Below are 22,142 nucleotides of genomic sequence, written 5' to 3' on the forward strand. Positions count from 1 at the left end.
CCTCTTTCGCGTTCCGATGTGATCCGGCCGACAGCTCGGCCCACGGCATCCGGGTAGGCTCGGCGAGCATGAGCACACAGGTCGACGTGGTGCGAGTGTTCACCGACGCCGCCGGACGGTACGGCAACGAACTGGGCATCGCGCGGGCGGCCGACGTGGCCGCGGTCGATCGGCAGGCGTTGGCGGCCAAAGCGGGATACAGCGAGACCGTGGTGGTCGAGGAACCGGTGCACGACACCGTAGCGGTGCGGATCTACACCCCTACGATGGAGCTTCCCTTCGCGGGGCACCCGTCGGTCGGGACGGCATGGTGGCTCGCGTCGCAGGGCATCCCGGTGCGGGTACTGGACGTTCCGGCCGGTCCGGTGGCGGTGGAGCTGACGGAGGGCCTGACCTGGATCACCGCTCGCGGCGAATGGGCGCCCCCGTTCACCTTCCATCAGCTGGAGGACGCCGAGGAACTGGCGACCCTGCAACCGGACGAGTTCCCCGGCGGCCCCCACTACTTGTGGGCGTGGACCGACGAACACCGTGCCGCCCTGCGCTCACGCATGTTCGCTCCCACCATGGGGATCACCGAGGACGAGGCGACCGGAGCCGCGGCGGTGGCATTGACGGCGTTGCTGCGCAAAGGATTGGTCATCACCCAGGGCAAAGGCTCGCAGTTGTTCACCCGATGGGATTCCGACGGGTGGGTCCACCTGGGTGGTCGAGTCGTCGCCGACCAGCCGGTGGAGATCTAGGCGCCCGTCAGGGCAGCGTCACTCCCACGACCGGATCGCCACTCGGCGCGTCCGAGCCGCCGTCCGGTTCCACGCTCACCGCGAGCACCTCACCCGACCGGAAGCCCGTGACGAACGGCCGGACGGTCGACGGCAGGTCGCTCAGCACCCCGACGGAGCGGGGTCGTCCATCGGAGCCGACCAGCCACACCTGATACACCTGCCCCGAGGGCGGCGGGGCAACCTGGTCGAACACGACGACCGCGCGCCCGAGTTCGGGCGAGACGTCCACCACGAGCAGACCGCCGCCGGCGAACGATCCGCTGACCGTCCGCGCCTCCGGGTGCATCTGCTGTTGGTCGGCGGCGGCCGGGTCGGACGGGTTGCCGATGAACTGCGCGGTCAGCACGCTGCCACCGATCACAAGACACGCCGCGGCCGCGATCGGCACCGCCCAGCGCAGCGGCCGCCGCCACGCGGCACTCCGCCGGATCGACCGAGCCGGGGACGGGTCGGGCAGCGCGGCCAGGATGCGGCGTTCCAGTTCCGGTGGCGGCGCGAGCTCGTCGAGCACGGCCAGCCGCCCCATGACGTCGCGCACCTGCCAGACGGTATCGGAGAACGCTTGCCGCACGTCTGGGTCCGCAGCGGCCAGGCGGGCATCGATATGCCTGCGCTCGATATCGGCCACCGCGTCCAGCGCACACGGGTAGGCGAGGTCGATGAGGTCCGCTTCCGACCGCGGCGATGTGTCAACCATCGGTGGATTCCCCGGACAAACACTTCTCCAATCTCTTCAGCCCGTCGCGGATGCGGGTCTTGATCGTGGGTAGCGGCACCGAGAGATGATCGGCGACCTCTCGGTAGGTCCACCCGCTGTAGTAGGCCAGCGCGATCGCTTCGCGCTGGGTGGGGGTCAGATTCTTCAGGCACGCTGTCACCTGTTGCTCTTCGATGCGCTGGGTGACCGATTCGGCGACGACGTCGTGGTCGCGCCCCAGATGCTCGTGCGCGTAGATCAGGTCCCGGCTGGTGGCCGAGCTCTCCGCGCGGACGCGGTCCACCGCCCGGCGATGGGCCAGCATCATCAGCCAGCCGACCGGGCTGGCCAGTGTGGCGTCGTAGCGGTCGGCCATCGACCACACCTGCAGGTAGACCTCCTGGGTCACCTCTTCCGCGGCGGCGTGACTGCGCAGGATCCGGACCGTCAGACCGAACACACGCGGGCTGGTCCGCTGATAGAACTCGGTGAACGCGCCACGGTCACCAGCGCCGGCGGCGGCCAGCAGCGCCGTGAGTTCACGGCTCGCGCGGGTGGCCTGCGCGCGGTCGTAGCCGGTCGGCAGCGGGCACGCGAGCGCCGGATCATCGGATTCCTTCCTCGTGCGTGCCGGATCACCGGGCCGTCGGGGTGAAGCAGAACCGTGTTCGTTGCTCATGGCCGAATCCCGTGCCTGCATGCACAGGGGTTCGGTATGCGCTGGGAACCGGATTGGTCGCGGTCACCGAATGATCACGGACACCAGCATGTAAGCGGTGCCGGCGTCCATCACCACGTGCGGCACCGCCGCCCACGGTTTCGCCGGGCCGGTGAGCGCGGCGACGCAGCCGCCGGAACGCACCAGCAGCCCCAGCGGCCCGTGCGCCCGCATCTGCGCCCATCCCGTGCAGGCGGCGAACGCGACCAGCAGCGCGTCGAGGACGAACAGCGCGGCGAGACCGAACGCGGGACCGGTGGCCGGGCCACCCGCGTGCCGGGAGCCGGTGTGGCCGGACATGGCGTAGAGCATCGCCGCGGCGGCCACGATGTGGTAGCCGAGCGGCACCAGCCGGTCGATCGGCAGCGGTCGCCCCTGGGTGGCGTGTTCCGCGGCGCGGATCGTCAGCAGCCCGGCGAAGACCACGGCCATCGCCGTCAGCACGCCGCGTACCGCGTGCGGGCTCGCGCCCGAGGGAAACAGCAGCATGCCGAGCATGACCAGGCACATCACCAGGTGCGCCGCGTCGGACTCGGAGTGGCCGGCTGTGAGCTCCTGCGGCGGGGGCGATTCCGGCAGCCCTTCGGTGGCATGGGCGGTCGTTGCCGCGGGGGCCGTCACCCGGGACAGCACGATCGCCGCGGCGACCACGAACGCCGCTACCATCACCCACCGCACAGCGGCATACTCCTGCACGAACTCCGCCACACCCCACCACCTCTCAGCACGGCGACCACGGTCGTCGCCCTTCCATGCTCGCATCCCCAGACGGTCAGGGTGTCCGTTTTCGGTTGGCCCACAGCGTCGATCGACCGTGGCTACCGCCGTCGACCGGCGATTCCGCACCGACAGCACGATTCGACGGGCGGTTCCGTCACGTCACTGACGAGATCGGCTCGGCGACAACTGATTCGCGACACTCAGGGACCGCCCGTGCGCCACATGACCGGTGGCAGGTCTGCAAGACAGCAGGAGTTGCGCTGCGACCATGCCGCCGGCCCAGCAGGCGAGCCGGTTCCTCCGCCATGATGGGCTCTCACCGATCAGTTCGGTACCGAGCGGGACAGCGGTGGTCTGCGCATCGTCGCCGACGACCTGAGCGGCCCCGCTCCGGCACCGGCCGCGCGCCGTCCTCGCCGAGGGCGGCTCACACGTCGTCCAGTGCGCGAAGGAAGCCGTCGACGAGCTCGGCGACCTGGTCGTCGGTCATCACGAACGCCGGAGAGACCTGCATGGCTCCCTGGCCCGCGGCGCGACTCGAGATGCCGTGCGCACGCAGGGTCCGCACCAGCGGCAATCCCTCGGCGGGGTCGGCCAGCTGGATCGCCGCGACGGCGCCGAACCCGCTGCGCACCTCGGCGACCCGAGGATGAGCGGCGAGTACCGCCAGCTGCTCGTGCAAGCTGGTCTCCAGCCGCAGGGCCGCGTCGAGCAGACCCTCCCGCTCGATGATGTCCAGATTCGCCAGCGCGGCGGCCGCGGCGCCCGCATGACCGCCGTAGGTGTAGCCGTGCCGCCACCAGACGCCGCCCGCGAAGAACGGCTCCGCCACGTGCGGGGCGGCGAAGACCGCGCCCATCGGGAGATAGCCGGAGGTCAACCCCTTCGCGGTGGTCATCAGGTCGGGTTCCAACGCGAGACGGGACGAAGCGAACCAGGCGCCGCCGATGCGGCCGAAACCGGTCACCACCTCGTCGGCGACGAACAGGATGTCGTGGTCGCGGCAGATGCGCCGCACCTCGGCGAGGTAGCCCGCCGGCGGCGGATACACACCCCCCGCACCGATGATCGGCTCGCAGAAGAACGCGGCGATCCGTTCGGCGCCGACCTCCTCGATCAGCGCGAGCAAAGCCTTCGCGTCGTCCCATTCGACGGTCCTGGCCGCGGGCATCAGTTCGCCGTAGCCTTCCCGATTCCCCGGGAGGCCCGCCAGCGCTGTGCCCGCCACGTGCATGCCGTGATAGGCCATCCGCCGCCCGACCACGATCGTTTTGCCGGGCTGCCCCACTTCGTGCCAGTAGCGCCGGGCCAGCTTCGTCGCGGTGTCGACGGAGTCGGACCCGCCCGAGGTGAAGAAGATCTTGCTGCCGGGCACGGGGGCGAGGCGAGCGAGCCGCTCGGCGAGTTCCTGGGTGGCCGGCTCGGTGATGTCGCCGAAATTGGAGTAGTGCGCGATCGTCCGCAGCTGGGCGGCCACCGCGTCGGCGATCTCGCCGCGTCCGTGACCCACGTTGGCGAACCACAGGCCCGCGGTCGCGTCGAGATAGCGGTTATCCGCTCGGTCGAAGACGTAGACGCCGTCCCCGCGGGCGACCACGAACGCTCCGTCCCGCTCGATGGCGCCCATGTCGGCGAAGCCATGCCATAGCGCGTTCATGTGTCCACCTCTACCGGTTCCCGGGGTCGGTTCGTACCCGCCCGACTCCGCGAGGAATTGCGCACCGAGACCGGCGCTTCCTCGGGCAATGCCGTAGCGCACCGTGGGGGACGACCGACCGTCCGGCGGCGCCGTCGGCATCCTCGTTCCTCCTCCGATCCTCGCATATCGGCGTCTGTCTTCGAGCCGCCGCGCGGCTTCGGCAGCCACCCGGCTGACGGCCGCGACGCCTGGTGGAAAAATCCGCTGGCGGATTTCGCTACGCTGGTCGATGCAATGACCAGGACAGCCGCCACCGATTCCCGCGCACTTCGCACCCGCCTGGCGAATCTCTCCCTTCGTGACGAACACCGGTTGCGGCGCATGCTGGACAAGGCGCGCGGCGGCGATCTGGCCGACGTGGAGGCCGAGATCGCAGCCGCCGAACTCCGCGTCGAGGCGCGACGCGCGGCGGTGCCGCAGATCCGCTATCCGGAGCAGCTGCCGGTCACCGCCCGCCGCGAGGACATCGCCGCGGCCATCGCCGAACATCAGGTGGTCATCGTCGCGGGCGAGACCGGCTCCGGCAAGACCACCCAGATTCCGAAGATCTGCCTGGAACTGGGCCGCGGCGTCCGCGGCAACATCGGGCACACCCAGCCCCGCAGGCTCGCCGCGCGCACCGTGGCCGAGCGCATCGCCGAAGAACTGGGCACCGAACTCGGCGACGTCGTGGGCTACACGGTGCGGTTCACCGACCACGCCTCCGAGCACACCCTGGTCAAGCTGATGACCGACGGCATCCTGCTCGCGGAGATCCAGCGCGACCGGCTGCTGCGCCGCTACGACACGATCATCATCGACGAGGCGCACGAACGCAGTCTGAACATCGATTTCCTGCTCGGCTATCTGAAGCAACTGTTGCCGCGCAGGCCGGACCTCAAGGTGATCATCACCTCGGCGACCATCGATCCCGAGCTGTTCGCGCGGCATTTCGCGGACGAGCACGGTACTCCCGCGCCGATCGTGGAAGTCTCCGGCCGCTCCTACCGGGTGGAGATCCGCTACCGGCCGCTCGCGCTGGAACTGCCCAGCGCCGCCGCGGACGACGACGAGGACACCCGCATCGTCGACCGGGACCCGGTGGACGCCATCGGCGACGCGGTCACCGAGTTGTTCGCCGCGGGCGACGGCGACGTGCTGGTGTTCCTGTCCGGCGAACGCGAGATCCGCGACACCGCGGACGCGCTGCGAGACCTGAAGCTGCCGCGCACCGAGATCCTCCCGCTGTACGCACGGCTGTCCGCCGCCGAACAGCACCGTGTGTTCGCCCCGCACACCGGGCGCCGGGTGGTGCTGGCGACGAACGTCGCGGAGACCTCGCTCACGGTGCCGGGTATCCGGTACGTCGTCGACCCGGGCACAGCGCGGATCTCGCGCTATTCCATGCGGACCAAAGTGCAGCGTTTGCCGATCGAACCGGTGTCGCAGGCCTCGGCGCGGCAGCGATCCGGACGGTGCGGTCGCGTCGCCGACGGCATCTGCATCCGGCTGTACTCGGAGGACGATTTCGACTCCCGGCCTGCCTTCACCGATCCGGAGATCCTGCGCACCAACCTCGCCGCGGTCATCCTGCAGATGACCGCGCTCGGCCTCGGTGACATCGAGAACTTCCCGTTCGTAGAGGCGCCGGACCGCCGCGCCGTCCGCGACGGCATCGCCCTGCTGGAGGAACTCGGCGCGCTCGCGCGACGAGACGGCGGATCCCGGGCCGGTGAGGACGCCACCGCTCTGTCGCTGACGCCGATCGGCCGCGAGATGGCCCAGCTGCCGGTGGATCCACGGATGGCGCGGATGCTGGTGGAGGCGCAGCGTACGGGTTGCCTGACCGACGTGCTGGTCATCGTCGCGGCGCTGTCCATCCAGGATGTCCGGGAGCGCCCCGCCGAGCAACAGCAGGCGGCCGACGCCCACCACGCGCGGTTCACGGTCGAGGGCTCCGACTTCCTGGCTTACCTGCGGCTGTGGGACTACCTCGGCGGTCAGCGCAAGTCGTTGTCGTCCAATCAGTTCCGTCGTCTGTGCCGGGAGGAGTTCCTGCACTATCTGCGGATCCGGGAGTGGCAGGATCTGCACGGCCAGCTGCGCACGATCACCAAGGGCCTCGGCTGGTCCACGCGGTCGCGGGATTCGGCGGCCGCGGCGGAGCCGGATCGAGCCGAAACGGACGGACCTGATGGCAAGTCCGGCAACCGATCCGGCCGAGGCCGGTCGGCACGCGGACGCTCGAGCGCAGATCGCGGCCGGTCCGCCACCGCGGCGGCCGTCGCGGACGGCGACGGAGTCCCCTGGGATTCCACGGCCATCCACCAAGCACTGCTGGCCGGGATGCTCTCGCACATCGGCGTCCGCGAGGCGGAATCCCGGGAGTTCCTCGGCGCGCGCAACGCCAAGTTCATGATCTTCCCCGGTTCCTCGCTGGCGAAGAAGCCACCTCGCTGGGTGATGGCCGCCGAACTGGTCGAGACCTCACGGCTGTGGGGCCGGATGGCCGCGAAGATCGAGCCCGAATGGGCCGAGCGGCTGGCGGGCGACCTCGTCAAGCGCACCTACTCCGAACCGCATTGGTCGGCCAAGCGAGGGGCGGCGCGCGCCTACGAGCGGGTGACGTTGTACGGGATCCCGCTGGTCACCGGCAGGCCCGTGGACTACGGCCGTATCGATCCCGAGTTGTCACGCGAGTTGTTCATCCGGCATGCCCTGGTGCAGGGTGAGTGGCAGACCAGGCACGAGTTCTTCCACCGCAACCGCGCGCTGCTCGACGACGTCGCCGATCTGGAACATCGCGCCCGCCGCCGGGACATCCTGGTCGACGACGAGGTGCTGTTCGAGTTCTACGACAAACGTCTGCCCGCCGACATCGTCTCGGTGCGTCACTTCGACAGCTGGTGGCGTTCCGCGCGCCGGGAAGACCCCGGGTTGCTCGACTTCACCACCTCCACCGTGGTCAACGAAGGCGCGACCGCACTCGACCCGGCGGCCTTCCCCGATTCCTGGCGCCAGGGCGAGCTCAGCTTCCCGCTCTCCTACCAGTTCGAACCGGGCACCGAGGACGACGGCGTCACCGTGCGGATCCCGGTGGAACAGCTCGCGCACGTTCGTGCCGTCGGCTTCGACTGGCTGGTGCCCGGCATGCGCGACGAACTGGCCGCCGCGTTGATCAAGACATTGCCGAAAACTCTGCGGCGCAGCGTAGTTCCCGCCCCCGATTTTGCGGCCGCCGCCCTGGCGGCGCTCACCCCGCGTGCGGAGCCGCTGCGCGCCGGGCTGGCGCGCGAGCTGTCCCGGCTCGGTTCGGTTTCGATCGCCCCCACCGACTTCGACGTCGCGGCACTGCCCGACCACCTGCGCATGACTTTCGCGGCCGTCGGCGACGACGGCGCGACGCTCGCCCGGGACAAAAGCCTCGCCGCGCTGAAAACGCAGCTGGCCGAGCAGGTTTCCGCATCGGTCGCGCGGGCCACCGCGGGGGCGGAGCGACCGCCGGCCACGGTGTGGACCTCCGAATCGCTGGGCACCCTCGCGCCTACGGTGCGGCGCGAGGTGGCGGGGCAGACCGTCACGGGGTATCCGGCGCTCGTCGCCGAGGGCGACGGCGTGGCGGTCCGGGTGCTCAGCTCCCCCGCGCAGCAGGCCGCCGCCATGCGCCTCGGCACCAGAGCGCTGCTGCTGCACGCGCTGCCCGCTTCGGCGCGTAGCGCCACCGCGGGCCTGTCGCCTTCCGATCGCCTTGCGCTGAGCCAGAATCCGTACGGCTCCCTGGAGGCGCTGCTCGAGGACTGCCGCGCGGCCGCCGCCGACGAACTGCTCGCGGCCGCGGGCGGGCCGGTGCTCGATCCGGCGGAGTTCGACGCGCTCGTCGCCCGGATCCGTCCCGATTTCGCCGCAACCGTCGCTCGTTATGTGCGCCTCGTCGTGCCGATTCTGGCCGGCGCTCATCAGGTTTCGGCGGCGCTGGAGCGTACGAACGAGCGCGACATCGCCGATGACGTCCGTCATCAGCTCGACAACCTGGTCTTTCGCGGCTTCGTATCCGAGACGGGCGCGACCAGGCTGCGCGAACTACCGCGTTATCTGCAAGCCGCGGCGGCACGACTGGAAGCGTTGCCCGGCTCGGCGGTTCGCGATCGCCAAGGCATGGCCGAAATCGACCGGGTTCTGGCCGCTTATGATCGCCTGGTCGAGTCGCTGCCGGACAACCGCAGACAGGCGCCCGCGGTGACCGAGATCTGGTGGATGATCGAGGAATTCCGCGTCAGCCTGTTCGCGCAGAAGCTCGGTACTCCTTTTCCGGTGTCGGCCAAGCGAATCGAGAAGGCGATCGCCGCGGTCCGGCGCTGAGTCAGTCCGCGGCCGACAGCGCTTCGGCGCGCGCCCGGCGCATCTCCTGGATCTCGCGTTCGAAGTCCTCGGCCGAGGTGAACGATCGGTAGACCGACGCGAACCGCAGGTAGGCCACCTCGTCCAAGTCACGCAGCGGACCCAGGATGGCCAGGCCGACCTCGTGGCTGGGCACCTCGGGCGATCCCTTGGCCCGCACCGCGTCCTCCACCTGCTGTGCGAGCAGGTTCAGCGCGTCGTCGTCGACTTCGCGACCTTGGCAGGCCCGGCGCACACCCCGGATGACCTTCTCGCGGCTGAACGGCTCGGTGACGCCGCTGCGCTTGACCACCGACAGAATGGCGGTCTCCACGGTGGTGAACCGCCGCCCACACTGCGGGCAGGCACGACGGCGGCGGATGGCCGCGCCTTCGTCGGCCTCGCGCGAGTCCACCACCCGGGAGTCGGGGTGTCGGCAGTACGGGCAATGCATCCGAGAAATCCTTCGTCGATGCGCGTGCTCGCGTCCGGACCGGGCACCGATCTCGGTGATCGGTCCGGCGAGCCCGTGTACAGAGGTCTATACCCCGGCACCAGGCATTCCTCGTACGACACGCGGAATACCTGCATAACACTTCGAGGATACCCGTCCGAGTTTCCGGATTGTCGCACTCACCCGGCTATCGGACTCGGACGATCATCCGGAGATCTGCCACTGCGTCGTCAGATCGGCGAGCAGGTCCGGCAACCGGGCGGCAAGGCGGCCGCGGGCGAGTTTGCCCCAAAACGCCTCGCCGAGCACGGTGCCGGCCAGTGCCGGGTCGGTCTCCAGATCGATGTGACGGGGCACCAGGTCGCCGGTGATGTAGCTCCACCGTGCGTCGCGGTCGGCCCAGTTGAAGGCGGGCAGCGGGACGCGAAGCGCGAGGCTGCGGCCCCCTACGTCGGCGGTGACCACCGTCGGGGCGAACACGCCGGGAGCTCGGACGCCCGGGACTCCGGGCTTTCCCGCCACGGTGCTGATGTAGGTGAGCACGCGGCCGATCGGAGCCCGGCCCGCCGACGTCTCGTCCCATTGGTCGGCGACGACGTGGTTCTGCTCCCGGTCGGTCATCCGGACGAGCGCGTCGACGTAGCCGTCCCCGGTGCCCGAGGCGATCGACCGCCAGGCGGTTCGCAGGTCGTCGTCGAGCAGGCCCGCCGCGTACATCTCCTCGATTCCGCGCATGCCCAGTGCGACGTACGCCTCGTGCATCGGCACCAGATCCGTGAAGATGTGCTTCTGCATGATCATCAGGCGCGTCTGGTACCAGGCGACGTCCGCGGCGCTCAGCCGGAAGCCCTCGGTGGCGAGCAGCCGGATGTCCTCCGGCAGCGCACGCGCCAATTCCGGTGGGGTGGCGCGCAGCAGGTCCGCGACCGCGTTGCCGAATTGATGGATGCCCGGCACGTCAAGCACGACGCCCACATCGCCCATGTCGAAGAATCCGGAAGCGAACGATCCGCCCGCGATACCGGCCAGCCCCGCCCAGTAGAACTCCGGATGCCGCGTGGCCAGCCGCAGATAATTGACGTACACCTGGTTGAAGATGCGCTCGTTCGCATGCGGGCCGCGACCGGGATCCCAAGCAGCCAGCTCGATGTCGGCGTTGCGGGTGGCGACCACCAGCCAGTACTGATGCAGCAACGTCGCGTACCGGCGCGGCGCCACGCCGTCGGCCCGCGCCTGCCCCAGCGCCTGGGCGAGGAGGGATTCGTCCAGTGGCAGAGCGGGATCGAGTCCACCCGCCCCGGCACCGTCACCGTTGAGGGACGGGAGGTCGAGATATGCCGTGTACGCGGGCTCGGCCCGGGCTGTGGACGCTGCGCCCGCAGCGAAGACGAGACAGAGGAACAAGGCCACTACGCGGAAGTAGCCGCGAACCGTGCGGCTCGAGGTGCGGAAAGTCATGTGCTGAAAGGTCCCGGCGTCGTTCGGGCGGTGTTGCCCGGATCAGGTTTTCAGCACGGTAGCAACACGTTCTAGTTTGCGGATCCACAATCACGGCCGCTCGGAATGGCCGATTTCCTTGCGATCACTGTGAATTGCCGCCACCGGGCGCCGCCGAGCCGTCCACCACCGCGGGCGCGGGCCGGACGGACTCGCCACCCCACTCGCCCGCGCGCACATGCGCCATGGCGATCAGCCCCACCACGATCACGGCGGTGATCAGCGCGGTGACGGCGAGGACCGCGAAGCCGACCTGCGCCTGCTCGACACGCTGCATCGGATGTTCGCCGCGGGCGCGCCGATGCGCGAACGCGCGGGACCCGCGGTCGTAAGCGACCATGCCCGCACCGGGACGCGCGCCGGGCGGGCGTCGATCGACCGCGGTCCGGTGCGCGGGCGTCAGCGCGCGAGAGCGCGCACCATCGCACACCAATCGCCGCGCGGTCTCGTACCCGAGATCGTCCCGCGCCGGGCCGGAATCGGCGGCGCGGCGTGCGGATTCCGCGACCGACGCGCCGGAGGACAGGGGGACATCGCTGATCACAGTGCTCATCGGACAAACCTCCGTGGTGGGTGCTCCGTCGCCGTTCGAGCTGTTCGAACATGTGTTCCGAGTCGATTCGCTCATGTGTTCGAAGAACTGGTGTTCGATTTCTACCACGGCTCGGCGACAAAGTCAGTACCGACACCCGACATGCGTCGAACAGATGTTTGATCCAGCGGCGCGACCGGACTAGATTCGAAGAACCGAAGATTCGACGGGCCATCGAGACAGACGCCGGGCACGGACCGGCCTGGCACAGCAGGAAAGGGCGGTTGCGGTGAGGCAGACGGACGACACGGGTGACGAGACCGAAAGCGGCGCCGACGCGGCGGGTAGCGGGGCGGATCTCACCGTGCGTCAGCGCAAAGTGCTCGAGGTGATCCGCACCTCGGTGAGCGAGCGCGGCTACCCGCCGAGCATCCGGGAGATCGGTGACGCCGTCGGCCTCACGTCCACCTCGTCGGTCGCTCATCAGCTGCGCGCCCTGGAGCGCAAGGGCTACCTGCGCCGCGACCCGAATCGACCCCGCGCCGTGGACGTCCGGGGCCTGGACGAGGTGGTGCGGTCGGTGACCAGCCTGCCGGTCGCCGCGGTCGACGACGGCGAGATCACCGTCGATGTCGACCGTCCCGTCCCGACGTTCGTCCCGGTGCTCGGCCGCATCGCCGCCGGTGGCCCGATTCTGGCCGAACAGGCCGTGGAGGACGTCTTCCCGCTGCCGCGCGAACTGGTCGGCGACGGTTCGTTGTTCCTGCTGAAGGTCGTCGGTCAGTCCATGATCGACGCGGCGATCTGCGACGGCGACTGGGTGGTCGTGCGGCAGCAGAACGTCGCCGACAACGGCGATATCGTCGCGGCGATGATCGACGGCGAGGCCACGGTGAAGACTTTCAAGCGCACGGGCAAGGACGTCTGGCTGATGCCGCACAACCCGGTATTCGAGCCGATTCCCGGCAACGACGCTCAGATCCTGGGCAAGGTCGTCACGGTCATCCGCAAGATCTGACGGTCGGGCACGCCGAGACACCGCCGGCCACGCTGACGCGGCCGGCGGTGTCCGGCCGGGGTCAGCTCCCGACGCCGAGCGCGGTCAGGAACACCAGCACGACGGTCGTCACGGCGAATACGCCGTGACCCGCGACGACGGCAACGGGAAAGTGTCCTTCGGGAGGTTCGGCCGTGCCGGCTGAACGGTCCCGGTAGACGGGAATCCAGCGCAGCAGCATCGCGAAACCGAGAAGCGCGACCGGGATCAGCAAGATGAACGCGGTCCACGCCAGTGCCGTGCTGTCGACGACGAGGTACACGATCCAGACGATCAGACCGGCCACGGCGAGCGCGAAGTGACCGAACAGGACCGGCGGCGGCAGCTGGGTCGAATTCGGCTGACGCGTGCCACCCCGGGCGATCCACGTGCCGAGCAGGAAGAAACCGCCGCCCGCGGTGAGGAGCCAGAAGATCAATGCGGCGATGCCCATGGTGTGCCTCCTGACAGGTGAGCAGGGATTCAGTGGGTGAAGCCGCCGGCCTGGGTGGTTTCGTCGGCGACCCGTACGCCGTAGTGATAGGCCAGCTTGCCGCCGAGATACCCGGATATCGCCAACATCATCAGACCTGCCGCCGACAGCACCAACGGCCCCGCCTGGACCGCGACCGTCTTGTCGGCGCCCCGCCGCCATACGAAGCCGACCGCGTAGACAGCGGTCACCAGCAGGTTGAGGGTCATGTGCAGCAAGCCGGTGCGGAAGGCGGGCGTACCGGTGGGGATCGCGAGCAGATCGAGGAACCCGATCGTCGCGGCGGCCAAGGCGCCGAGCACGCCGATCGCGATCAACCAGGACGACCCCTCGACCAGGAAGTCCGGATCATCGACGAATCGGGACGCGAGGTCGAACACGAAACTGGCGACCCAGGCGCCGATCGGGACGGTGACCAGGATGGGATGGAACGGATGCCCGTACGGACCGGCCAGCACGGCACTGACCGGCCGCTTCGCCTGTCGCGGATCTCCGGTCATGGCGCACCTCGCTGGATCGCGTCGCCATTCGCCGACCACCACGGAACACCGAACCCGTCCATCACGGGCAGCATTTTCTGCGCGGATACCGGGTGACGGATATCGCGCCGGGTGTGACGAATGGCGAATCGATTGCGGTCGATTACGAAATTATCCGTACTGCCGTGCATAAATCGCACATCGCATATTCGCGGTAGCAGGAACTCGCCGCGTTTTCCGGTCGGTGGCGCTGTTACGACATCATCGGCAGCATCGGCATCGGCATGCCGGGGAACATGCGGTTCCACCAGTCCCGTGCCATCCCCATCATCTGATCCATCACGGTAGTTCACCTCCCTTCGCGCAAGACATGGGGCGCAGCTGGGCCGGTCGGCCACCATGATGAGGAACACGCGGGTACGCCGTGGGAATCACCCGGAAAAATGTTTCCGGGTAGAAGTGATTTTTCGCCCCGACAACCACCGGCGAATACACGTGTTACTCCTCGCGGTCGGGCTCGACAGCCATATTCATTATACGCCGCGAGGGTCCGGCGAAACATGGAGAAGCGCCGCGTCATTCGCCGATACGGTGACCGGGAGCCATTTCTACGCGGCCTCGTCGTCTTCGAGAAAAGGGCGTCGCGTTCCGCTTCGCGGCTTCGACGGTCACGGCGGCACATGCCGTGCCGCCGCTCGATCCGTCAACTGGTCGCCGGGCTCCGCCGATCGGCCGATCGCCGGTTGGTGACCTCCAACTGACGCAGCGTCGCCGCCTCCAGGGCACGCACCTGAGCACCGTCCAGCCGCCCGCACAGCCGCCCCCAATGCACCGCGACCAGCTCCCCCACCGCGACGTCGGGCAACGCCGCGTACCCGTCCACCCGGATCGCCAGGGTTCGCACCGTTTCGGTGTGCAGCGCGAGACGCTCTCCGTCCCAATCGAGCGCGCGACAGCGCAACGCGACCTCCGCACCGCTGCGGTCGAGGACCGTTCCCCAGGTGATCCGGCAGCTGTCGAGCACATGCAGTGGATGTCCGTTGCCGTGCCGGAGCAAACGGGACCACGGGTACACGCCGAAGACGTGGAAGCAATGGTTCGCGGCGGCCTCCCCGGCCAATTGCGGCGTCAGGTGCGTCCAGTACCCACCAGCCACCGGGCCGAGCAGCGCCAGCAGTTCCGCGGTGAACTCGCCGGGATCCAGTTCCGCGCCGACGCCACCGCCCAGCCAATAGGACTCGACGAGGCGACGGTCCAGCGGATCGGCGATGCCGGTCATCCGCGCCATCACACGCAGGTAGGGCCAGGCGCCGGTGAAGCGGCGCGCCACCGCGCGCACCTGGTCGTCCGACCCGTCCCGCAGCGCGGCCGCGTCGGGCGGACCGCAGTAGCCGAGCCGATTGGGGGCGTAGGCGTACCGGGCGAACATCTCCGCGCCACTGCCGGTCATCTGCTCGGCCTTTCGCCCGCGTGCTCGACGGACCACCGCTGCTCGAGCCGCCCGAAGCGCCACACCGCGACCGCCACCGCCCAGGTGAGCACGAACAGGCCGGCGATGACGAACCCCATGGCGCCCAGATCCCATCCGCCGACCCAGGCCAGTGGCCCGTCGACGATGCCCAACTCGTCGGTCAGCACGGAGATCATCTCCTGCGCCCCGATCACCAGGGCCACGACGACCGACAGGCCCGTGACGACGATGTTGTAGTAGACGCTGCGCAGCGGCCCCGCGAAGGCCCACCCGTACGCGTAGTTCATGAACGCGCCGTCCAGCGCGTCGAACAGCGTCATCCCCGCCGAGAACAACACCGGCAACACGAGGATCGCGTACCACGGCAGGTCGGTCGCCGCCGCGCCGCCCGCGATCACCAGGAGGCTCACCTCGGTGACGGTGTCGAAGCCGAGGCCGAACAACAGCCCGACCGGGTACATCTGCCACGGCGCCCGCACGGCCCGGGTGAGCGGCCCGATCACCCGCTGCAGGGCGCCTCGGTCGTCCAACCTCTGCCGCAACGCGGCCTCGTCATATGTCCCGCAGCGCATCCCGCGGAACACCCGCCAGATGCCGATCAGCGAGACCAGATTCAACAGGCCGATCGCGAGCAGGAACGTTCCCGAGATACCGGTACCGAACACACCGGTCCAGCGGTGCAGCCCGGAGTCGTCGTCGCGCAGGTCTCCCGCGAGCGCCTTGACGCCGAACGCCAGCAGCGCCACGAGGACGAAAACGATGGTGGAGTGCCCGAGGGAGAACCAGAACCCGACCGACAGCGTCTTGTGCCCGTCGGCGACCAGCTTGCGGGTGGTGTTGTCGATGGCGGCGATGTGGTCGACGTCGAACGCGTGCCGCATCCCGAGCGTGTAGGCGGTGACCCCGAGGCCGACGCCGAACACCGCGCCGTCCACCAGGTACCCGCCGGGGACCACGAGCAGCAGCAGCGCGGACCACCCGACCGCGTGCAGAACGACCACGACCGCCGCCATCCCCGCGACGCCGCGCCGCTGCCGTCCGTCCAGCGGGCCGCGAGCCGCCGCGGGGGTGTCCACGATCCGAACGATGGTCCCCACCTCGCCTTCCGGCTCAGCACCGATCCTGGTCCGCCATCAGCAGATGCGCGGCAGTTGCTCGCCCGCGGGGAGATCCACAACCCGCGTCCCGCCGAGCGCCGTGCGGGCGACCACCATGCCGGGATGTTCGGCGACGCACCGGCCGATCACCGCGGCCTGCGCGCCCAGCGGGTGCTCCCGCATCACCGCGAGCACGCAATCGGCGTTCTCGGGCGGTACGAATGCCAGCAATTTGCCCTCGTTGGCCACGTACATCGGGTCCAGACCGAGCAGACCGCAGGCGTCGCGCACGCCCTCGGGTACGGGGAGTTGCCGCTCGTCCAGCGAGATGCCGACCTGCGCGGCGCGGGCGATCTCGTTGAGCGATGCCGCGACGCCACCGCGGGTGGGATCGCGCAACACGTGCACGTCGGCGCCGGTGGCCAGCATCGCCGCCACCAAGCCGTGCAGCGGCGCGGTGTCGCTGAGCACGGTGGTGCCGAACTCCAGACCTTCGCGGCAGCTGAGCACCGCGACGCCGTGCACACCGATGTCGCCGCTGACCAGCACCACATCGCCCGGTCTCGCGCGCTGCGGCCGGATGTCCACGCCGGGGGCCACCACACCGATTCCAGCGGTGTTGATGTAGATCCCGTCACCGTGTCCGGCGTCCACGACCTTGGTGTCTCCGGTGACCAGCTGGACTTCCGCCGCCAGGGCGGCGGTGCCGACCGCCTGCGCGATGCGCGCGATGTCGGCCAGCGCGGTGCCCTCCTCCAGGATGAACGCGGTGGACAGCACCATCGGGCGCGCGCCTGCCATGGCCAGATCGTTCACCGTGCCGTTGACCGCGAGTTCGCCGATGGTGCCGCCCGGGAACACGATCGGCTTCACCACGAACGAATCGGTGGAAAAGGCCAGCCGCGCGCCGTCCAGCGTGACCACCGCGGAGTCGCCGAGGTCCGCGTGCGCGGCCGGGCCGAAGGCGGGCAGAAACAGATGCTCGATCAGCTCGCCGGACATCGCTCCGCCGCCGCCGTGACCCATCACGATATTCGGCGAATCCCGCAGCGGCATCGGGCAGACCCAGCCCTCCATGTCGATCGTCACGGGGGCGGCGCCTTTCTCAGGCATGGGCCACCTCCGCGGGCAGGTCCAGGCGCCGGTACAGGTAGTAGGCGGCGCACGCGCCTTCGGAGGACACCATGGTGGCGCCCAGCGGGTTACGCGGCGTGCACTCCTTGCCGAAGGCGGCGCATTCGTGCGGTTTGATCAAGCCCTGCAACACCTCACCGGAGCGGCAGATGGTCGACTCGGCGGTGTGCAGATCGCCGACGGCGAAGCGATGTTCGGCGTCGAACTCGCGATAGCGGTCCGACAGCCGCCACCCGCTGCGCGGGATGACGCCGATGCCACGCCAACCCCGGTCGGTGACCTCGAAGACGTCCTGCAGCATGGCCTTCGCCGCGGGATTGCCCGCCGCGGACACCGCGCGCGGGTAGGCGTTCTCCAATTCGTGCCTGCCCGATTCCAGTTGCAGCACAGTGCGGCGGATGCCCTCCAGGATGTCCAGCGGCTCGAACCCGGTGACCACCATCGGCACCTTGTACTGCTCGGCCAGCGGCGGATACTCGTCGGTGCCCATCACGGTGCAGACGTGCCCGGCGGCGAGGAACCCCTGCACCCGGCAGGTCGGCGATTCCATGATCGCGGCGATGGCGGGCGGGACCAGCACGTGCGACACCAGCAGCGAGAAGTTCCGGATCCCCAGGCGCTTCGCCTGGTACACCGTCATCGCGTTGGCCGGCGCGGTGGTCTCGAAACCGATGCCGAAGAACACCACTTCGCGGTCCGGGTTCTGCTTGGCCAGGTTCAGCGCGTCCAGCGGCGAGTACACAACCCGGACGTCACCGCCCTCGCTCTTCACCCGGAACAGGTCCTTGGAGCTGCCGGGCACGCGCAGCATGTCGCCGAACGAGCAGAAGATCACGCCCGGTCGCGCGGCGATCTCCAGCGCCTTGTCGATCACTTCGAGCGGGGTGACGCAGACCGGGCAACCGGGGCCGTGGATCATCTCGATCTGATCGGGCAGCAGCTGATCGATGCCGTGGCGGATGATCGAATGGGTTTGTCCGCCGCAGACTTCCATGATCGCCCAGCGGCGGCTGGTCGTGGCGCGGATGCGGTCGAGCAGGCGCCGGGCCAACTCGGGATTGCTGAATTCGTCCAGATACTTCATGACCGGGCCTCCGGTTCCTCGCGTGATGACTCGGCGGCGGGATTTTCCAGGCCCGCCTGCTTCGCGGCGATGGCGAAACCGTCGCCGAATTCCTCGTTCAGTACGCCGAGGTGCTCGAACTCGGCCAGGGTCCGCAACGCGGATTCCTCGTCCAGTCGCTGGATCGCGAAGCCGACGTGGACGACGACGTAGTCACCCACCGCGGCGTCCGGGATGTATTGCAGGCACACGTCTTTGTGCACGCCGCCGAAGTCGACGACCGACATCAACGTGCCGTCCCGCTCGTGCAGGCTGAGCACTTTGCCTGGTACCGCAAGACACATCGTTGCTCTCCTTCGCTCATCCCTCGCTGCACGCGAGGAGTTGCCCGAACGCGAGGCCGCCGTCGTTGGGCGGCAGCCGGTGATGGGTGATCACGGTGAAGCCGTTGTCGCGCAGCAGCGCGCACGATCGCGCGAGCAGCAGCGCGTTCTGGAAGACGCCGCCGGACAGGGCGACGACCTGCGCCGGGGCGGCGTAGCGCGCCGCGAGTTCGAGCACCAGCCGGGCGACGGCGGCGTGGAACCGCGCGCCCACCACTCGTGCGGGCTCGCCCGCGCGAACATCGGCGACCACGCCCGCGAGCACCGGGGCGGGATCGATCACGGCGGGATCGCCGTCGACGAGCGGGAACCGGTAACCGGTGGCGCCTTCCACACCGGAGCGGGACAGTCCCTCCAGCTCGATCGCCGCTTGGGCTTCGTAGTCGACGACGTGCCGCACGCCGCACAGTGAGGACACCGCGTCGAACAACCGGCCCATGCTCGACGTGGGCGCACAACCAAGACCGGTCCGGAACTGGTGGGCCAGCACCGAACGCTCGGCCGGCGGGCATGCCGCGACCGCTCGGATGTCCTCGGACCAGTCGATCCCGGCGGCCCGTAGATGAGCAAGCGCCATGCGGTAGGGCCTGCGCACCGCCAGGTCGCCGCCCGCAAGCGGCACGTATTTCAGATGGGCCAGGCGTCGATAGCCCTTGTAGCCCGCGAGCAGGACTTCGCCGCCCCACACCGCGCCGTCCGGCCCGTATCCGGTGCCGTCGAAAGCGATGCCGACCACCTGTTCGGTGGCGCCGAGCCCGTGCTCGCCCATGACGGAGGCGATGTGCGCGTGATGGTGCTGGACGGTGTACAGGGGTCGCTCGCCCGCGTTCCGGCGCGCCCACGCGGCCGAGCGGTACCCGGGATGCGCGTCGGCGACCAGCTGGACCGGATGTACCGCGGTGAGTTCGCCGAGATGACGCTGCGCGGCGTCGAAGGAGCGCAGCGTCGCCAGGTCGTCCATGTCGCCGATGTGCTGGCTCAGCCAGGCGTAGCGGCCGTCGGCCATCGCGCAGGTGTTCTTGAGATCGGCGCCTACGGCGAGCGTCGGCGGCAGCGGCACCGGAAGCAGCAGCGGCAGCGGCGCGTACCCGCGCGAGCGCCGGACCGGCAGTTCGCGGCCGCCGAGCGCACGCACCACCGAGTCGTCGCAGGGCACCAGGATGCGCCGGTTGTGCGACAGCCAGCCGTCGGCGAGCCCGGCGAGGCGGGTGCGGGCGTCGTCGTCCTGATAGCAGATCGGCTCGCCACCGAGATTGCCCGAGGTCATCACCAGCACCTGTGGTCCGGGCGGATCGCCGGGCAGACCGAACAGCAACAGGTGCAGCGGCGTATAGGCGAGCATGACGCCCAGGTCCGGATTGCCGGGCGCCACCGAGGGAGCGGGGACCGGAGAGTTCGACTGCGCCGCGCCGCCGCCCGGCACAGCTTCCCCACCGGGCTCGCCGGTGTCTCCGGAATCGGCGGCCCTCTCGGGTGTGGACCGGCGAGCAAGCAGCACGATCGGGCGGGCCGGGCTGGTCAACAATGCGGCGGCGGCGTCGTCGACGGCGACTACGTCCCGTGCGGTGGCGAGATCCGGCACCATGACCGCGAAGGGCTTGTCCCCGCGGCGCTTACGTCTGCGCAGCTCGGCCACGGCCGCTTCGTCGGCGGCGTCGCAGGCGAGGTGGTAGCCGCCGATGCCTTTGACCGCCAGGATGCCGCCCGCGCGCAGCAGTTGCCGCGCCGCCGCCAGCGGCTCACCGCCGCCCGGTCCCGTATACGCGAGCGTGGGGCCGCACTCGGGGCAGGCGATCGGCTGCGCATGGAAACGGCGGTCGGCCGGATCGGTGTATTCCCGCGCGCACCGGTCGCACATGGCGAAGTCGGCCATCGACGTCCGCTCGCGGTCGTAGGGCAGGCTCGCGATGATGGTGAACCGCGGACCGCAATTGGTGCAGTTGACGAACGGATGGCGATAGCGGCGGTTTCCCGGATCGCGCAACTCGCGTTCGCAGTCGGCGCACAGGGCGACATCGGGCGAGGCCAGTGTGCGACCGCCGCCGTCCCGCGTGGTGCCCGCGATGTGGAATCCGGTGCCACCGCGCGCCGAGATGTCGGCCTGCTCGACCGATTCGACCACCGCCAGCGGCGGCGGCCGCAGGCGCAGCCGCGCGGCGAACTCGTCCAGATCCGCGGGGGCTCCCTCGATCTCGATGACGACGCCGCTGCTGTCGTTGCCGACGCTGCCGGACAGCGCCAGTTCGGCGGCGGTGGTGTAGACGAACGGCCGGAAGCCGACCCCTTGGACCACACCGCGCACCACCAGACGCCGCCGTAGCCGCTCCGTGGTCATAACTGGTCCCCGCGTTGCAACAGGCGCAGTCCGTCCAGCGCCGCCGCGGCGCCTGCCTCGTCGGTCTTCTCCACCGCGAAGCCCATGTGGATGATCACCCAGTCACCCGGCCGCGCCGGATCGTCGTCGAGCAGGCCGATGTTCACCTTCCGCTGCTCGCCGGACACGTCGACCAGCGCGATCTGGTCGTGGTAGCCGTCAGGGATCGCCGTCACCCGACCCGGGATGCCCAGACACATCGGTCAGTCCTCCTGTCCTGCCGCGGTCCGCGGGAGCAGCGCGGCGACCACGTCGCCCACCGCCGCGACCGCCTCGTCCACCGCCGCAGCGACCGGCTCCGACAGACCGATGCCCTCTTCGGCGCACGCGACCTGGCAGCCGATCACCACGGTGGGCGGCAGCACGCCGCCCAACGCGCGTACGCCGGCGAAGACGGCGTCGGGGCTCATTGCGTGGGCGTCCAGCGGAGTGGGGCCGGTGTTCTCCGGCGCGGCGCCGAACACCTCGACCCGGCCGGGCGCCCCACGGTCGGGCAGCGCGTCGACCAGTACCAGCGCGTCCCAGCGATCGAGCAGGTCGTAGGCGAGATGCATGCCGCGGATGCCGTAGTCCACCGCGCGCACGCCAGGGTCCGGGTGGCGCGGCAGCCGCCGCACCACCTCCGGTCCGAATCCGTCGTCGCCGAGGAAGATGTTGCCGATCCCGGCGACCAGCACCGCGGCCGTCGGGTCACCCCTCTTTCTCGGTGGGCGTCGTCGCCCCGCCCACACGCGCGTCGTCGACCTTGCCGGTCGCCGTCTCCGCGGGGGCGTTGGCGGTCTCCTTGCGCTCGTCGTAGGGAGGCGCCGCCGATTCCGTCGCGGGCGGGGCCTCCGAGGAGAACTCGGTTTCCTTCTTGGTGTCTTCCGAGTGCGCGGAGGTCATCTCCTCGTGATCGATGTGCCCCGGCTCCCGTTCGGCCGGGCCTCCGGCCGCGACGCCTGCGCCCGTGTCGCGCGAACCCGGCGCGCCGCGTGCCGACTGCGGCTCTTCGCGATGCTCACCCATGATGCTCCTTTCCGGTCCCCGCTACATGTGCCGGATCTTCAGGTATCGCCGCAGGTCCGGGATCGACCGCACGCCGAGATACACCCCCGCCGCCACCAGCACGGCGACGACGGTCGTCGAGACCACTCCCACGGTTTCCATAGCGG

General features: G+C 69.7%; 23 protein-coding genes. 3 read left to right on the top strand and 20 right to left on the bottom strand.

What is annotated here, in order from left to right:
- The first annotated feature begins 68 nt into the window (after positions 1–68).
- Positions 69–743, top strand: coding sequence for a PhzF family phenazine biosynthesis protein (locus GVY64_RS02145; RefSeq protein WP_159838108.1), 675 nt, complete (start codon positions 69–71; stop codon positions 741–743).
- A gap of 7 nt (positions 744–750) precedes the next feature.
- On the opposite strand, the gene GVY64_RS02150 is transcribed toward GVY64_RS02145, so the two are convergent.
- The 4 genes from GVY64_RS02150 to GVY64_RS02165 all read right to left on the bottom strand — a co-directional run bounded on the left by GVY64_RS02150 (position 751) and on the right by GVY64_RS02165 (position 4,577).
- Positions 751–1,482, bottom strand: a complete 732-nt coding sequence (locus GVY64_RS02150) for an anti-sigma factor (RefSeq protein WP_159838110.1) — start codon at positions 1,480–1,482, stop codon at positions 751–753.
- Entirely contained in the window at positions 1,475–2,161 is a 687-nt protein-coding gene (sigK, locus tag GVY64_RS02155; protein ID WP_236566542.1) for an ECF RNA polymerase sigma factor SigK, read from the bottom strand. Before sigK ends, GVY64_RS02150 begins: the two co-directional genes overlap by 8 nt.
- Positions 2,162–2,224: 63 nt before the next feature.
- A complete protein-coding gene (locus GVY64_RS02160; RefSeq protein ID WP_159838114.1) occupies positions 2,225–2,908 on the bottom strand; it encodes a DUF5134 domain-containing protein in 684 nt (227 codons plus the stop codon).
- A gap of 439 nt (positions 2,909–3,347) precedes the next feature.
- A complete protein-coding gene (locus GVY64_RS02165) occupies positions 3,348–4,577 on the bottom strand; it encodes an aminotransferase family protein (protein WP_159838116.1) in 1,230 nt (409 codons plus the stop codon).
- 276 nt (positions 4,578–4,853) lie between these two features.
- Between GVY64_RS02165 and hrpA the strand changes: the two genes are divergently transcribed.
- Complete coding sequence (gene hrpA / locus GVY64_RS02170; RefSeq protein WP_159838118.1) at positions 4,854–8,957, top strand: ATP-dependent RNA helicase HrpA; 4,104 nt, start codon at positions 4,854–4,856, stop codon at positions 8,955–8,957.
- Position 8,958: 1 nt separating this feature from the next.
- On the opposite strand, the gene nrdR is transcribed toward hrpA, so the two are convergent.
- From nrdR to GVY64_RS02185, 3 genes are all read right to left on the bottom strand, one after another.
- A complete protein-coding gene (gene nrdR, locus GVY64_RS02175) occupies positions 8,959–9,429 on the bottom strand; it encodes a transcriptional regulator NrdR (RefSeq protein WP_063021079.1) in 471 nt (156 codons plus the stop codon).
- A 204-nt stretch (positions 9,430–9,633) separates the two neighbouring features.
- Positions 9,634–10,887, bottom strand: coding sequence for a hypothetical protein (locus GVY64_RS02180; RefSeq protein WP_159838120.1), 1,254 nt, complete (start codon positions 10,885–10,887; stop codon positions 9,634–9,636).
- A gap of 124 nt (positions 10,888–11,011) precedes the next feature.
- The gene (locus tag GVY64_RS02185; RefSeq protein WP_159838122.1) at positions 11,012–11,479 is read right to left on the bottom strand and encodes a hypothetical protein; all 468 of its coding nucleotides are present in this window, start codon (positions 11,477–11,479) and stop codon (positions 11,012–11,014) included.
- A 268-nt stretch (positions 11,480–11,747) separates the two neighbouring features.
- Here GVY64_RS02185 and lexA point away from each other — a divergent pair, with 268 nt between their 5' ends.
- Complete coding sequence (gene lexA / locus GVY64_RS02190; protein WP_201297855.1) at positions 11,748–12,476, top strand: transcriptional repressor LexA; 729 nt, start codon at positions 11,748–11,750, stop codon at positions 12,474–12,476.
- Positions 12,477–12,537: 61 nt separating this feature from the next.
- On the opposite strand, the gene GVY64_RS02195 is transcribed toward lexA, so the two are convergent.
- The 13 genes from GVY64_RS02195 to GVY64_RS39025 all read right to left on the bottom strand — a co-directional run bounded on the left by GVY64_RS02195 (position 12,538) and on the right by GVY64_RS39025 (position 22,137).
- On the bottom strand, positions 12,538–12,948 hold the full coding sequence (locus GVY64_RS02195) for a hypothetical protein (RefSeq protein WP_159838124.1): 411 nt from the start codon (positions 12,946–12,948) through the stop codon (positions 12,538–12,540).
- Between the two features lie 29 nt (positions 12,949–12,977).
- Positions 12,978–13,487: a DUF2231 domain-containing protein gene (locus tag GVY64_RS02200; protein WP_159838126.1), complete on the bottom strand. Its 510-nt coding sequence runs from the start codon at positions 13,485–13,487 to the stop codon at positions 12,978–12,980.
- Complete coding sequence (locus tag GVY64_RS02205; protein ID WP_159838128.1) at positions 13,484–13,879, bottom strand: hypothetical protein; 396 nt, start codon at positions 13,877–13,879, stop codon at positions 13,484–13,486. Before GVY64_RS02205 ends, GVY64_RS02200 begins: the two co-directional genes overlap by 4 nt.
- Positions 13,880–14,169: 290 nt before the next feature.
- Positions 14,170–14,916 carry a DUF6390 family protein gene (locus GVY64_RS02210; protein ID WP_159838130.1) on the bottom strand — a complete coding sequence of 249 codons (747 nt, stop codon included), beginning with the start codon at positions 14,914–14,916 and terminating at the stop codon, positions 14,170–14,172.
- Positions 14,913–15,983 carry a HoxN/HupN/NixA family nickel/cobalt transporter gene (locus tag GVY64_RS02215; RefSeq protein ID WP_201297872.1) on the bottom strand — a complete coding sequence of 357 codons (1,071 nt, stop codon included), beginning with the start codon at positions 15,981–15,983 and terminating at the stop codon, positions 14,913–14,915. Before GVY64_RS02215 ends, GVY64_RS02210 begins: the two co-directional genes overlap by 4 nt.
- 87 nt (positions 15,984–16,070) lie before the next feature.
- A complete protein-coding gene (hypE, locus tag GVY64_RS02220) occupies positions 16,071–17,147 on the bottom strand; it encodes a hydrogenase expression/formation protein HypE (RefSeq protein WP_159838132.1) in 1,077 nt (358 codons plus the stop codon).
- Positions 17,140–18,252 (bottom strand): hydrogenase formation protein HypD, encoded by a 1,113-nt coding sequence (gene hypD / locus GVY64_RS02225; RefSeq protein ID WP_159838134.1) that lies wholly within the window; start codon positions 18,250–18,252, stop codon positions 17,140–17,142. Before hypD ends, hypE begins: the two co-directional genes overlap by 8 nt.
- Positions 18,249–18,575 carry a HypC/HybG/HupF family hydrogenase formation chaperone gene (locus tag GVY64_RS02230; RefSeq protein ID WP_159838136.1) on the bottom strand — a complete coding sequence of 109 codons (327 nt, stop codon included), beginning with the start codon at positions 18,573–18,575 and terminating at the stop codon, positions 18,249–18,251. The genes hypD and GVY64_RS02230 overlap by 4 nt, the downstream gene beginning before the upstream one ends.
- Before the next feature lie 16 nt (positions 18,576–18,591).
- Complete coding sequence (locus tag GVY64_RS02235) at positions 18,592–20,949, bottom strand: carbamoyltransferase HypF (RefSeq protein WP_159838138.1); 2,358 nt, start codon at positions 20,947–20,949, stop codon at positions 18,592–18,594.
- Positions 20,946–21,188: a HypC/HybG/HupF family hydrogenase formation chaperone gene (locus GVY64_RS02240; RefSeq protein WP_159838140.1), complete on the bottom strand. Its 243-nt coding sequence runs from the start codon at positions 21,186–21,188 to the stop codon at positions 20,946–20,948. The genes GVY64_RS02235 and GVY64_RS02240 overlap by 4 nt, the downstream gene beginning before the upstream one ends.
- A 3-nt stretch (positions 21,189–21,191) precedes the next feature.
- Positions 21,192–21,665, bottom strand: a complete 474-nt coding sequence (locus GVY64_RS02245) for a hydrogenase maturation protease (protein ID WP_159838142.1) — start codon at positions 21,663–21,665, stop codon at positions 21,192–21,194.
- A 13-nt stretch (positions 21,666–21,678) separates the two neighbouring features.
- Positions 21,679–21,996, bottom strand: a complete 318-nt coding sequence (locus GVY64_RS02250; protein WP_159838144.1) for a hypothetical protein — start codon at positions 21,994–21,996, stop codon at positions 21,679–21,681.
- A 21-nt stretch (positions 21,997–22,017) separates the two neighbouring features.
- Positions 22,018–22,137 (bottom strand): DUF6893 family small protein, encoded by a 120-nt coding sequence (locus GVY64_RS39025; RefSeq protein WP_085994907.1) that lies wholly within the window; start codon positions 22,135–22,137, stop codon positions 22,018–22,020.
- Positions 22,138–22,142: the final 5 nt, after the last annotated feature.

This window comes from Nocardia sp. CY41 (assembly GCF_009829325.1).
In the GTDB taxonomy this organism is placed as follows: Bacteria; Actinomycetota; Actinomycetes; order Mycobacteriales; family Mycobacteriaceae; genus Nocardia.